The organism is Niastella caeni (genome assembly GCF_004834005.1).
GTDB classification, from domain to species: domain Bacteria; phylum Bacteroidota; class Bacteroidia; order Chitinophagales; family Chitinophagaceae; genus Niastella; species Niastella caeni.
Map to the genome: position 1 here is coordinate 327,397 of NZ_STFF01000003.1, position 13,829 is coordinate 341,225.

Annotated in this window: 8 protein-coding genes; 1 reads left to right on the plus strand and 7 read right to left on the minus strand. The window is 42.2% G+C overall.

Going from position 1 to position 13,829, the window contains the following annotated elements; genetic code table 11:
- Nucleotides 1-122 precede the first annotated feature (122 nt).
- The 7 genes from FAM09_RS12705 to FAM09_RS12735 form a co-directional block, all read right to left on the minus strand.
- Complete coding sequence (locus tag FAM09_RS12705) at nt 123-1,724, minus strand: lipopolysaccharide biosynthesis protein (RefSeq protein ID WP_166437120.1); 1,602 nt, start codon at nt 1,722-1,724, stop codon at nt 123-125.
- Between the two features lie 10 nt (nt 1,725-1,734).
- Nucleotides 1,735-2,823 carry an NAD-dependent epimerase gene (locus FAM09_RS12710; RefSeq protein WP_136577497.1) on the minus strand — a complete coding sequence of 363 codons (1,089 nt, stop codon included), beginning with the start codon at nt 2,821-2,823 and terminating at the stop codon, nt 1,735-1,737.
- Between the two features lie 96 nt (nt 2,824-2,919).
- Nucleotides 2,920-5,313 carry a GumC family protein gene (locus FAM09_RS12715; protein WP_136577498.1) on the minus strand — a complete coding sequence of 798 codons (2,394 nt, stop codon included), beginning with the start codon at nt 5,311-5,313 and terminating at the stop codon, nt 2,920-2,922.
- A gap of 2 nt (nt 5,314-5,315) precedes the next feature.
- Nucleotides 5,316-6,116: a polysaccharide biosynthesis/export family protein gene (locus tag FAM09_RS12720; protein ID WP_243751659.1), complete on the minus strand. Its 801-nt coding sequence runs from the start codon at nt 6,114-6,116 to the stop codon at nt 5,316-5,318.
- 30 nt (nt 6,117-6,146) lie between these two features.
- Nucleotides 6,147-6,710: a UpxY family transcription antiterminator gene (locus FAM09_RS12725; RefSeq protein WP_243751660.1), complete on the minus strand. Its 564-nt coding sequence runs from the start codon at nt 6,708-6,710 to the stop codon at nt 6,147-6,149.
- Nucleotides 6,711-7,611: 901 nt separating this feature from the next.
- A complete protein-coding gene (locus FAM09_RS12730) occupies nt 7,612-9,072 on the minus strand; it encodes a glycosyl hydrolase family 28 protein (RefSeq protein WP_136577499.1) in 1,461 nt (486 codons plus the stop codon).
- 201 nt (nt 9,073-9,273) lie between these two features.
- The gene (locus FAM09_RS12735; RefSeq protein WP_136577500.1) at nt 9,274-13,407 is read right to left on the minus strand and encodes a hybrid sensor histidine kinase/response regulator transcription factor; all 4,134 of its coding nucleotides are present in this window, start codon (nt 13,405-13,407) and stop codon (nt 9,274-9,276) included.
- A gap of 97 nt (nt 13,408-13,504) precedes the next feature.
- On the opposite strand from FAM09_RS12735, the gene FAM09_RS12740 reads away from it, so the two are divergent.
- Nucleotides 13,505-13,726 (plus strand): hypothetical protein, encoded by a 222-nt coding sequence (locus tag FAM09_RS12740; protein WP_136577501.1) that lies wholly within the window; start codon nt 13,505-13,507, stop codon nt 13,724-13,726.
- The last annotated feature ends 103 nt before the right edge of the window (nt 13,727-13,829 follow it).

Sequence of the window (13,829 nt, forward strand, 5' to 3'; positions counted from 1 at the left end):
AATTCTTAATTCTTCTAAAGAAATTAAAAATGAAAAATGAGGAATAAAGAATAAGAAAGTTGGAACCCGAACTGCAGTCTTCTTACTTTTTCATTTAACATTCTTCATTTTTTATTTTTCATTTAATTCTTACTAAATCCGCTATCCGATTTAAAGAATTTTATCGAAGTAATAATTTGCTGCAATTCCAGCCGCTCTGCTTTGCTCAACCCAGAAAAGTAAAACAAGGGTAATGAGATGACAAAAACAGCCGGGGCAAATAAGATCACCTGGTATATTCCAATTGATCCTGTTTTTGTGGCCAGCCACATGGCAATGCCCAGCATCAATATAGCCGTTACAAAAGGACGATAGTTGATGTTGAAGGCAGTCTGCGTTTCAGTCTTCATTAAAGCGGCCAGTACTCTTCGTTGTCCGATAAATAAAAACAATCTGCTTATCATAAAGCTGAGGCACAGCCCGGCAACGCCCATTTTACTTACCAGCACAACGCCAAAGCCGGCAAACAATACGCCCGAGATGAGGGTTAAAAAAACTTTCTTTTTAATATCCAATGTAGCGCTGATGATATAGGCATCATTCTTAACGAATGTATCCTGGATGGTCATGATCATTATTAATGCATTGGCGGTATGACCTGCAAAATGTTCCTTCCCTACCCAGGCGTTCAAAAACGATTGGTTGAAAATGATAACAGTTACCCCGAAAGCGGTCGTCAGCAACAGGGAGACACTGTTTATTTTTTTTCTTACCCTGTTTACTTTGTCATATTCTTTCAAGCCCAGCAGTTTTCCTATTCCGGGCATTATTCCCAGTATCACCCTGTTTATGAGGCCCTGCAAAGCGGCGGGTATAAATTTCGTCAGTGTGTAATAGGCTACCGTAACCGGTCCGGCAATGATACCCAGCAAGATCTTGTCACTGTTCGTGTTCACCATATTAGCGCCTGCATCTGCCAGGTACCATGCGCTCAATTTACCGAACCGGAAAATGTTGGAACGATTGGGTTTGGCGAACCCGAACCATTCCACATTTCTTTTTACAACAATATAATAAGAAGTGCCGATCAGCAGGGTGTCGAATAGCTGAACAACCGCAAGGCCTATGAGGCCATAGCCACGGATAATTGCCAACACTTTCAATCCTCCGCCAAGGATCACAATTATTGCGCGTACACCCATCCGTTTGAAGGTAAGGTTCATTCCCCGCAGCACTGCTTCAAACAATTCAAAAAACTTGAAGACAAGTACTGAAAAGATAAGCAGGGAGCAAGTGATCCTGATCAAATCATAATGCGCCTTTTCTGCATGCGTAATATAGGGCGCGTACCAGGCGATAAAGCTGCCAGCAATTAAGATCACCGGCATTACTAATAACATCACTACAAATGCCGCTCCAGCATCTTTTCTTAATTCTTCTACAGAAGCTACGTCCTTTTTTTGCGCAACCGTCCATTTCAGCACTTGTGATGATCGGGTATCGGCAATGTTCACATAACCGGTAAACTGACCGAGCATTTGCCAGATGCCAAACAAAGAAGTTCCCAGGCCTTCGATAACAAATGGATTTACAAACAAACCGGTAAGCCGGTTTGCTGTGTAATCCATCATACTGGATACAGTGTTGAGATAGGCTCGTTGCTTCAGGTTTTCCTTTTTGCCTACGCCGTTCTTTTGACCGCCAATATCTTCAGAGGGTTTTTCTATTATTGGTTTTTCAATCATTGCTTTGTCATTAATAAACATTAGTCACATGGCTTACTTCCAACTGTTTAATGGAATAAAATTCCTTGAACCATTGTACGAATTTGCTTAACCCCGTTTGTATAGGTGTAGTGGGTTTATAATAAAAGTTAGTCATCAGTTCATTTATATCTGCCCAGGTTGATAATACATCGCTGCGTTCCTGGTCTTTCATTTCAATTTTTGCTTCTTTACCGCAATTCTTTTCTAACTCTCTAATAAAATCCATTAGCTCCACCGGGTTATCATTTCCGATATTATAAACGCGCCAGGGAGCCGGTGAGCAGGAAGGATCGGGATTCAACCCGCTCCATGTTAAAGCCGGGGTTGCCGGTTCATCCAATACATGTACAATACCTTCTACAATATCATCTACGTAAGTAAAATCCCGTTGCATCTTACCCTGGTTATAAACGATAATGGGTTGCTCCTTCAAAATGGCATCGGTAAAGAGAAAATAAGCCATGTCGGGCCGGCCCCAGGGTCCGTACACAGTGAAAAAACGCAATCCGGTTGTGGGCAAACCAAATAAATAGCTGTATACATGCGCCATCAATTCATTTGATTTTTTTGTAGCGGCATATAAGGAAACCGGGTGATCAGCATTATGAGTAACCGAAAACGGCATCTGCTCATTTAAACCATACACACTTGAAGAACTGGCATATACCAGGTGGCCTACTTTGTTTTGACGGCAGGCTTCTAAAATATTCAGGAACCCGGTAACATTTGATTGAATGTAAACATCCGGGTTGGTGATGGAATATCTCACCCCTGCCTGGGCAGCGAGGTGAGCCACCATATCGAATTTTTCCTTTTTAAAAAGCTGCAGGATCTCTCGTTTATCTTCCAGGTTCAGTTTAACAAACCGGTAATTGCTGAATTTATTACTTGTCACTGCTGCATTCCATCTTATACCTCCCCTGTCAATTCCATTTTCAGCCAGACGGGCATACTTTAAATTAACATCGTAATACTCATTGATATTATCAAGGCCTATTACTTCATCGCCTCGTTCCAGCAGTTTTTTGGTAAGAAAGAAACCAATAAAACCGGCGCTTCCTGTAACCAGAATTTTCATCTGAAATTATTTATTGATTTTTGGCCAGAGGGAACCTTTGATGATCAAATTTTGATCATCAAAGGTTTCATACCCGAATGTTTGAAGAAGGAAATTTTAAACCCGTTGCAGTTTTGATTTTCTACGCTGCTTTTCACGATACACATTTTCATAACCATAGCCGTAGCTGTAACCATACATACCTTGCATTATGCCTCTTGATCTTATGCCGTTGAATACAATATGAGGATTTTTCAATGCCCTGAATTTGTTATTATTGTCAAGTATTTGCACCATTGCTTTTGGCGTACGGCCATGGCGCATAACAAACAGGGTAACATCGCAGTAATCGGAGAATATATATGAATCCGAAACCGGATCGATGGGGGAAGCATCCAATATGATGTAGTCGAATTTTGCGTTGAGATAAGAAAGCAGGCTACCCAGTTTGCCGCTCAATATAAGTTCCCTGGAATTATCTTTTCCACCGCCTGCGCCGATAATGTATAAATTTTCATCCATAGACTCGCTGACGATCTCCTCAGGCATCTTTGACCCTTCCAGGAATTCAGCAACACCTGCATTATCAATTACGCCCAATATGGAGGATGTTTTAGGTTTACGGATATCAAGGTCAACCAACACCACTTTGTTTCCTGCCAAAGCCAGGCTTCTGGCCAGGTTGGTGCTGATATAGGTTTTACCTTCTGAAGAAATACTGGAGGTAACCAGGATCCTTTTTATTTTGATATCTTTTTGCCGGCCGATCAATCCAATGGCAGCCCGCAAGTGCCGGAATTGCTCGGCAACAACAGAAACCTTTGAACCGGTCTTCAATAGTGATTCTTCTTCCTTATTGGCTGAAATTTCTGCAATAACAGGCGTTACGGTAAGTGATTCTATTTCCGACCTGAACAGGATCTTTTTGTTCAGCATTTCTTTGGCTGAAACCACCCCGATGGCTAACCCTATTGAACAAGCCAACACGGCAAAATAAATAAGCGACTTTTTGGGACTTACAGGGTCCACAGAAGATTTCGCCATATCAACGATCTTGCTGTCTGAATTAGCCGAGGAACTTGCAAGGGCCGTTTGCTCGCGTTTTTCCAGCAAATAATTATAGATGCTGTTCTTTATAACTTGCTCACGGCTGATATCCATAAGCTCCCGCTCCTTTTGGGGAATGGTGCGCAGCATGGAATTATAACCGCCACTGATGGACGTCAGGTCTTTTTTACCGGCTTCCAGATTAATTCGGTGACTCCTCAATTTTTCTGCTATTAACGGACGAAGCTGCTCAATTTCTTTTGCCACGGCAATAGCAAACGGATTGTTTTCCCCGGTAGATTTCATCAGCTTCTCATATTCCACCTTGGCGTTGTACATCTTTTGCATCAATTCGCTCAGCACCGGATCTGAAATGCCTAAAGTAGCGGGAACAATGTTCCCATTATTCTCATTTGAATTAACATAGCGTTCCATTTCGCCCAAAGCGGCTAACTGCATACTCAGGTCAGCGATTTTCCGGTCATTGCTGCCAACATTTTCAAGATACTGCCTGCTTTGCTCGCCCAGGTTTACTACCCCTTTATCTGTGCGGAACGACTGTATAATATGTTCTATGGAATCCAGTTCTTTTTCAACCCTCCCCAGCCGGGTCTCAATAAATTCGAGGGTGTTGGCTGCTGTTCCTTTTTTTTCTTCTATTGATAACCGGTTATAGGCCACCAGTAATTTGTTTAAAATATCTTCTCCCCGTTCGGGCACTTCATCGCGGAAGGTAAGGTTAATGGTAGTAGACAGCTTACTGGCAGATTTTACGCCTAGGTTGCTAATAAAACCCGGTGCTATATTTTTGGGTTTGTACAAGCGGAAAAACAGCGGACCTTCGGCCATTGACAATTGCCTGTCATTGTGCTCAAACTTCAATTCCCCCCATGGCGTGGAAACCCATTTTTTAATTGGATAAATTTTCTCACCAATGACTATCTCCCTAACTTTTTTAATTACATCCCTGAACTCGCCCCCGTTATTGTCAGAAAAATAATTAACAGTAAACTGTACATCCACTTCACCAGTCTCTTTCAGGTCATCGGGTTTTCTGGCAGTTATGGTTATGGGTGAACTGGTATAAGCAGAAGTTGCGTGTATTTTTCCTTGTTTATAATCCGGCGCTTCATATACCGGGGCGTATAATTGAAGCTGCTCCACCACTTTTTCCATCAGTTTCCTGGAATGAATAACCTCCATTTCATTTTCAACAATATTTTTTGTGGGATAAATTTGCAGCGCTTCCAACACACCAGATTCATCTACTCCCTTTTTTTCATCCTTTACCATGATGGTGGCATAGGTTTCATAAACTGGTGTAGAAAAATATTTCAGGTAAGCCCATGCACCTGCGAGGCCGAGCACAATTAATATCAGGAAGAGTGGCCAGTAAGGCAAGTACCAGTTGATGGCAACTGAAACGATATTCATTTCATTGCCCGTTTTCTTATTTGTTTGCATAATTACCTGGTTAAACGGTCAATAATAACTGCAGCTAAAGACAAACCGCTCAAAATAGCCGGCAACCAGTTGCGGGTATTGCTTGCGGCGGAGACTCTCGCTTTGTTGGGTTCTACATAAATGATATCGTTCGACTTGAGATAATAAAAGGGCGAAGAGAGCAGCTTCTCTGAATTCAGGTCGAGTCGCTTCACTATTCGCTTTCCTTTTTCTTCCCGAACCAGCGTAACATTATCTCTCCGGGCATAAATGGTCATATCGCCTGCAAAACCCAAGGCTTCCAATATGTTTATTTTTTCATCCGGCACGTTGATCACCATTGGCCGTGCAACTTCGCCCAACACGGTTACTTTAAAATTCAGGTAACGGACGCTCACTACTGGATATAGCAAGAATTTGTTGTCAACAATGATCTTGGTTATACTTTCTTTCAATCCATTCTTTGTGAGCCCCGCAGCTTTTATCCGGCCGAGCATAGGCATATCAATAAACCCGTCCTGATCGACCAGGTAGCCGGAGGCTTGTGTAGAAGTATATCCTATTGACTGCGTTGAAACGGTTACAGCCGTATTGAATGGCTGGCTGGCTATTGCATTCGGGCTGCTGACGGTAATGCTAAGCAGATCGTTCTTTTGAATAACCGGCTCCAGGTTATCAACGGCATTACTAATTTCCGTATCACTAATATTATTCAGATATACCACCTTTCTCATATCGGTACAGGCGGAGAATAAAACCCCTAATAATAGCACGGTATAAAGCCTGTTATAAGCATACGGCTTTTTGTTTTTTAGTGATTTCACGATGATAATTATTGAGGATGAAATAAATGCTCAGCAATCCCCCCTGCTCCTGCTTTTGTTATTAATTACTTCTACATGAGACTTAGGTATTTCGGCCAGCATTACATAACCGAGCGACGGTAATGAAACCCTGACTGTTTTCCCCAGCACCTCTATCACTTTACCCTCCTGCTCCATAAACAATCCGCACTTTATGCGTACTGTATCATCAACGTCGATGTCTATTTTTTCCAACCTTACACTTGAATATTCCAGCAGGAACTTTTTGATCAACTCAATTTCCGAGTCGCGTATTACGGCAGGCTTACCCTTCCAGCTCACGTAATTAAGAACGCCGTCTGTTTGCAACACACTTAACCGTTCTTTATCACTTATTCTGGCAAAGACATAACAGGTAAACAATGGCTCATAAACAACTTTTTTCCGGTCGCTCCATTGTCGCAACACTTTGTTCAGGGGACAATAATTTTCTATGTTTTTACGCGTAAATAAGGATGCCACTTTTTTCTCCCACTTGGCATGCGTGTAAACAGCATACCACTTTTTCACAGTTCTAAAGTCTTCATTGCTACGCGAACAGGCTCCGCCCATCATAATCCCATTTTTATTGGTCTTAGTTAAAAATTGACGCCAGAAGCGGATAATGGATTACAAAAGAATTAGCATGAATAATGGATGGAAATTGCGAGCGCCATTAGCTCTTTTACAAAAATTCGTTCCCTGCGCGGACCACCATAGCTCCGCCAATAATCCCATGCAATCAGGATTTAGATAAAAAAAATTATACCACTACTAATGGGATAATGGATAACGAAAGAATTAGCAAGAATAATGGATTGGAATAAACAAGCACGAAAGAAGAAGGGCGCTAAAATAAATTACATATTAATGGAGGCAAATGCATCAACAGGAACAGATTACATTGTAACAAAGGGAGAGAATTACTTTTATTACGCTGATGAGACTCAAAGGTTAATTTGGCATTGATACTTTGAAGATAATTACATTTAAAACATAATGCAAGTATTTTTATATGATCCTGGTTTGTTTTTTAACTGCTTTTCGTTGCCTCATTGCCGTTTGAACAAATGGCTCCGCCAATCATAATCCCATTTTAATTGGATCAGATAAAAAAAACCAACACCATTATTACAGTAGATAACGGGTTGAGAAAAATTACGGGACAATAAAAAATCAGAATGAAGAAGAATAGATTATAAGGCTTCGCCTATCATAATCCCATATAAAGGATTAAACAAAAAAGGTGCACTATTTATGGATAATGGATAGCTTAAGTATTAACACGAATAATGGATAGAAAAACAAGCACGAAAGAGGAATAATGATAATGCGGTCTCTAAAAAAACCATCTCAAAATTAAAGATATTTATTCAATACAAACAAAAAAATAAGGGTAAGAATTGGACGTTTTGCGCAAAAAAAATCACGATCCCATTTTTGGAATAAAGATTTAGCATTAGCCAACTAAATGATTCTATTTACTCCGAAACACCACGCCTTCTACATGTTCCCCAACAAATACATTGGCCATATCGGATGTTTTATACCAGGTTGGTTTTCCCTTCATATCATCTGTAATAAGCCGGCCGTTAATGACAAGGTTTTCAAACATAATGTTCTTTACTTTTCTTTCTTCATTATATCCGCCAATGATCGACATCACCGCATTCTTACCGTTATATGCGATGTCTTTGAATAACACGTTCTCTACGCCCCTTCCCGGTGATGTACAATATTTGCTGTTAAAGAAAACACGGATATTAAACAACTGGCCCTGCCGGAAATCTTCTATCCTGATATTTTCAAAACGAACATTGCGCACCAGGTTATTGTCGCCGGCATCAATGCTCAGGCAACCCTGATAGTCGATCTGCGCTTCCTTGTGATCAAGAATATCAATATCAATGTAAGTCAGGTCTTCCAGCACATCAGGCTCTGGCGTATTACCATGGGTGCCTATCAGAATAGGGTGCGCTACATCTGCCCACAATGCTGCATGCTGCACGGTAATATTTTTGCATCCGCCGGTAAAACCCAGGCGGGTACCGTACACGGTTGTACAATCATCTGAATTCCGGTTGAATATGCCATCGATCAATACATTACTGCTGCTGATAACGTTCATGCCATCGCCCCATCCATAATAACTCATCGATTTCACATTGCGAATGACTACACTATCGGAGCCGCCGGTAAAACATTGGGTACAGAAGATACCGCTGACTTCAACGTTCTTTGAATTTGCAATGCGAACACCCAGTTTTACCGACTGATCAACCATTCCCCTTCCAAGCACCCGTACGTTCTCCGCATTTTTGATCAGGACCCGTCCCTTCAGAATGGCCCCACCGGCGAGGTAAACTGTTTTCCCCGATGGAACATATAATGTTGTATCTTTTATTTCATGCACACCAGGTCCGAAATAGATCAGGTTCGTATCTCGCAAATCGGGTTTAAAATTGTCGATGGGGTTGGCAAAAAGGTGCAGGTTGTGAAAAATATCCCCGTTCACTTCTACCGACAGGTTGGCGGGCCTGGAAAGTTTGAACAGGATCGTTCTGCCATTAATGGAATGCGGAATGTTATAAGAAAGCGGCCGGATCCGTGAATGCTTAACTGGTCCTTTATTATATGTTACCGCCACTTCTACTGTCCCGGAAAAATCAAAATAACCCATAGAAGCCTTTTCTGTAGTGTGGCCGCCATTATTCACCTTGTCGACCTTTACCATATAAACCGGCACCAATTTCCAGGCTTTTCCGCCTTGACGCACCTTCACGGTAAAATCATTATTCAAAACAGCGCCTGCCGGCGCGGGATAAACCGTTAAAACCTGCGGTTCGTATTTAAAAGAAAAAGCAGTTGTTCCTTTCAGGAGCAGGATGACAAGTAAAACAAACTGCACCAATCGGGGTATGCATGGGCTATACTTCATACTTCGTTATTAACGAGGCAAAAATAAATACGCCAATTACGAAGGAGGCGGGGGTTAGATGCCGAAAAACAGGGGTAAATTGGTCAATTAGCAATAAGCAATGCAATATCGAACCAAAGAATATCCAATGTCGAAGTAAAGAGACAGCCATCCATGCATTTCTCTTCGACATTCGTTATTCGATATTCAATATTTCAACATCTATTCCTTATTATCCGGATTAATACTGTCCTTGTCGATAGTATACTTCTTCCCATGCACTTTCCGGTAGCGCCGGATATATTCAGAAGGGTTCATGCCAAACAGTTTATTGAACTGCTCGCGGAAATATTTGCTATCGTTGATACCGACCATATTGGCCGTTTCATTTACATTATAATTAGTATTGATGAAGAGTTCCGCTGCTTTGCGTAGCCTTATAAACCGGATAAAAATATTCACCGATTGTCCTGAAACAGATTTCACCTTTCTGAAAAGGTTGGAATGGCTCATTCCCATTTCGGCCATCAGGGTCTTCACACTAAAGCCGTCGTCATCGAGGTGGCTCTCCACAACAGCAATACATTTCTCTAAAAAATCCTTGTATTCCTGGGAGATGCGTTGATTATTCTTATTGAGGGTAATTTCATTATAAAAATACCGCTGCAACGTGGTCCTGTTTTTAAGCAGGCTCGCCACCCTGGCCAGTAAAAGGGTATTATCGAACGGTTTGGTGATATAGTCATCAGCTCCGCCTTCTACCCCCTTCAATTTATATTCATTTGAAGTACTGGCGGTGAGCAATATTACGGGAATATGATTGATGGAATCGTTTTCCTTTACCTGTTTGCACAACTCAATTCCATTCATCTCCTGCATATGCACATCAGAAATGATGAGGTCGGGCAAATAAGTGAGCGCCGCATTTAATCCCGCTACGCCGTTGGCTGCCTGATAAATGATGTAAGTGTCTTTAAACAACTGCGCAAGATAGTTCCTGATCTGTTCATCATCATCGACCAGCAAAATGGTTTGTTTATCAGTAACCACATCGGCGGTAGGCAGTTTCTCATCTATCTGTTTTTCGTTTTCAACGAAATGCTCCTCCTGCAGGGCTTGCAAAAACACCGGCCCTGACTCATGTTCGGAAACAATAGGGATACCGTTAAAATGATAGGGACCTTTCAGGAGCGTCAGGAAAAACGTGGCGCCTTTTCCTTCTTCACTCGTGTATGAAATTTGTCCTTTGTGTTGTTCGGTAAAATGTTTTACCAAATACAGCCCGATGCCGAAACCGGTTTTTGAGCCCGTAACAGTTCTTTCGGCCTGGTAAAACTTCTCGAACAGTTTATCGCCTATTTGTCCGGGAATACCTGCGCCGGTATCTGCAATTTCAATCTGCACATGTTCATCCTGCTCGGTCACCGTAACTGTAATGGTGCCCTGCGCAGGCGTATATTTAAAAGCGTTTGAAAGCAGGTTGTAAATTATGATCCCCAGTTTTTCCTTATCAGCATAAATTTCCAATGAGTCATTGGCACAGGTAAAAGTATAGTTGATATGTTGCAACCTGGCTTGTTGAACGAAGCAAAGGTAAACGTCCCAGGCCAGGTGGTGCAAATTCTGTTTAGAAGGTTTAATAGTATCCAATCCGCTTTCGGCTTTACGGAACAGGAGCAGTTGATCGGCCAGGCTAAGCATGCGGCGGGCATTGCGGTAAACGATGCCCAATTCGCTGTCTGGCCTTGCCTGACTTTCCTCCCGTTTCCTGAACAGATCTTTCAATGGATTAATGATCAAAGTAAGCGGGGTTCTGAATTCATGTGCTATAGTGGTAAAGTAAGTAATTTCCTTTTCCCGTTCAGCAAGGCTTCGCTGTTTTTCGGCCCGTTCGTTTTCAGCATTCAGTTTGGCAATCTTCACCTCGTATTTCAGGTGGGTCTGGTTTATACGGTACCGGTTGTAAGCATAGATGATCGCTCCAATAATAAGTGCGTATAATCCGTAAGCCCATACAGACCGGTACCAGGGCGGCAGAACAATAATGCGCAATTGCAATTCTTTTCCATCCCATCTTCCGGGAGCGCTGGTGCTTTTTACCCGCAAGGTATAAGTACCTTCAGAAAGGTGGGTGTACACAGCTGTTCTCGAATTGTTCGCATAATTCCATCCCCTGTCCCACCCTTCGAGGAAATAAGCATATTGAACTTTATCAGGCGCCGAATAGTCTAACGACGCAAATTCAAAAGAAAGAATGGCTTTATCAAATGGCACCTTAATGGCATCAATGCTGTTTCCCGTACTTTTTTCAATTACTGAATTCTCCTGCTCAATAGGCGTGTTGTTAATTTTAATATCGGTAAAAAGAATAGGGCGGGTATTTTTGAATTCAATAATATTGGCGGGGTGAAAAATATTGAATCCCTTTAAGCCGCCAAACACCATCTCACCCGTTCTCAATGCAAGGGCTGCATTATAATTGAATTGATTGCTTTGCAAGCCATCATTCTGGTAATAGTTGGTAAACTGTTTATCTTTCAGATTGAATTTCGAGAGTCCATTGAAGGTGCTGATCCACAAATTGCCCTGGTTGTCATTGAGGATATTTAAAACAGAATTGCTGCAAAGCCCTTCGTCGGTCGTGTAACGCTTTACGATCGTTCCGCTTTTGCGATCGAACAATAAGAGGCCGCCGCCTTCGGTTCCCACCCAGAAATTGCCGTCTTTGTCTTCCTGCAGCGAACGCACCGGTTTTCCAATTTGATAAAATTGATGTTGTTTATTCACGGCATCGATCGCTATCAGTTGCGCCAAAGTACCACCCCACATTTTCCCGGCTTTATCTTCACTAATAATAAAAAGGTCTTTCAGTTTATTATCGAACAACTCGAAGATGTTTGTCTGGCGGTTCAATGCAAAAAGACCATATTGCAGCGTACCTAACCATAACCTTTTTTGTTTGTCCTCAAACATTGTATACGTGAGGGCATTCACAAATTCCCTGAAAGGAGCAACCTGTACAAACCGGAAATGTTCAAAATTACCAGCCGCTTTATTATACCGGTTCACACCGCCCCTGTAAGTGGCGACCCAGATCTTATTTTCATAATCGCCCGTGATTGCAGTAATGTAATCGTTACTGAGTGAGCTCGCATCCGCAACGTTGTGCTGGTAATTTCGGAATGTATTCGATTTACGGTCCCAGATACTCAACCCGTTGCCATCGGTCCCCACCCATAACTTACCGTCTGGTTCTTCGTAAAATGTAAAAATATAATTGCTGATAAGCGTATTGGCAGCGAGAGGGTCTGCGTCCACTTTGCCAAACAATTGCTTTCTTGTATCAATGACATTGATGCCGCCCCGCAAACAGCCGATCCACATTCTGCCATCGCGGTCTTCAAGGATGGAAGTGATTGCATTACTGCTCAATGAATACCGTTGCCGGCCGGTTTGCAGATAATTTATTGACCGGTCGTTTGCCAGATCTAATATGGTAATACCGGCATTGGTGGCAATCCACAATTTGTTATTTCTGTCTGCCGTGAGTGCGATCACATCATTCTGGCATAATCCATTCTCTTCACTATAATACTTATCGTATAAATTCTGCTTAATACTATACCGGTTCATACCTCTGCTGCTGCCAACCCAGATCATGTCTCCTTTTATTTCAAGGCAACTGGCATTGGTAACAGTAGCATTTACCAACCGGAGTTTTTTCGCGGCTGCATCATACCTATACAGCCCTTTTGCCCTTACAAAGACCCATACCGTTTTATCGGCTCCTTTTTTGATCGATGCAATATCGAGGACCTGCCCGGCCACCTCCCCTTCAATAGGAATTCGAATTCCAATACTGTCGCCGGCTGCACAAAACACCACCCCTATATCAGAAGTACCGATCAGCATATTGCCATCTGCATCCCGTTCGAGATCGCGGATCACCTGGGTTAATTTAACAAGCGCGCCGGTTGACGCTTTATAATAAACTGCAGTAAAATTATTAGCCAGACTACAATACACAGCGGCGCCCTGCCTGGTTCCCACCCAGATATTGCCATTATTGTCTTCATCAATGGCATTGATAAAATTATTGGGCAGGGAAAGCGGGTTGTTGAAATTATTGCGGAATACTTTGAAGGTATATGCATCGTACCGGTTTAACCCATCGTAGGTGCCAAACCATAAAAATCCTTTTTGGTCCTGGTAAATGCAACGTACCGAATTGTTCGATAAGCCCTGTTCTATACCCAGGTAAGAAGTTATAGGGTAATCTGTAGCGTACAGAGGGCTGAACAGATTAATAAAGAGTAAACACAACAAAACAATCGTTCTGACAATTCCTTTTTTCATACGCAAGCACTAAAGCAGCAACATTCAGTTAATCCCGGTTTCAATATAAATGTACAATTCACTTTATATGCGTAACCAGTTTTTTCAATATTTTTTCATGACCATTCGCAAAGGATTTCATTATCAAACAATTAATAAAACCGGAGCCGCCACAAAGCGGTACCCCGATCGAAAGGATGGCCGCCAAATTACACAGGTTCCGGTTGGCCCAGTAATTGGTAATACAGGTGTCGTTGTGATTGGTGAGGAACTATTCGCACAAAGTATAAAATTCATTCAGCATCATGTCTTTGAAGCGGGTAAAGTCATTGCCCCTTAATGACTACAAAAGCGCAATGCATTCAACAGACACTAAGATACCTCCGGGAAATAGCATTACCTGAGGAACACTTCGGGCCGGAGCATTGACGGGAAAGATTTCG

Coding starts and splice junctions, on each gene's coding strand:
- FAM09_RS12715 (WP_136577498.1), bottom strand. CDS start 5,313: ATGCAAACAAATAAGAAAACGGGCAATGAAATGAATATCGTTTCAGTT.
- FAM09_RS12730 (WP_136577499.1), bottom strand. CDS start 9,072: ATGAAGTATAGCCCATGCATACCCCGATTGGTGCAGTTTGTTTTACTT.
- FAM09_RS12705 (WP_166437120.1), bottom strand. CDS start 1,724: ATGATTGAAAAACCAATAATAGAAAAACCCTCTGAAGATATTGGCGGT.
- FAM09_RS12710 (WP_136577497.1), bottom strand. CDS start 2,823: ATGAAAATTCTGGTTACAGGAAGCGCCGGTTTTATTGGTTTCTTTCTT.
- FAM09_RS12740 (WP_136577501.1), top strand. CDS start 13,505: ATGACCATTCGCAAAGGATTTCATTATCAAACAATTAATAAAACCGGA.
- FAM09_RS12725 (WP_243751660.1), bottom strand. CDS start 6,710: ATGATGGGCGGAGCCTGTTCGCGTAGCAATGAAGACTTTAGAACTGTG.
- FAM09_RS12735 (WP_136577500.1), bottom strand. CDS start 13,407: ATGAAAAAAGGAATTGTCAGAACGATTGTTTTGTTGTGTTTACTCTTT.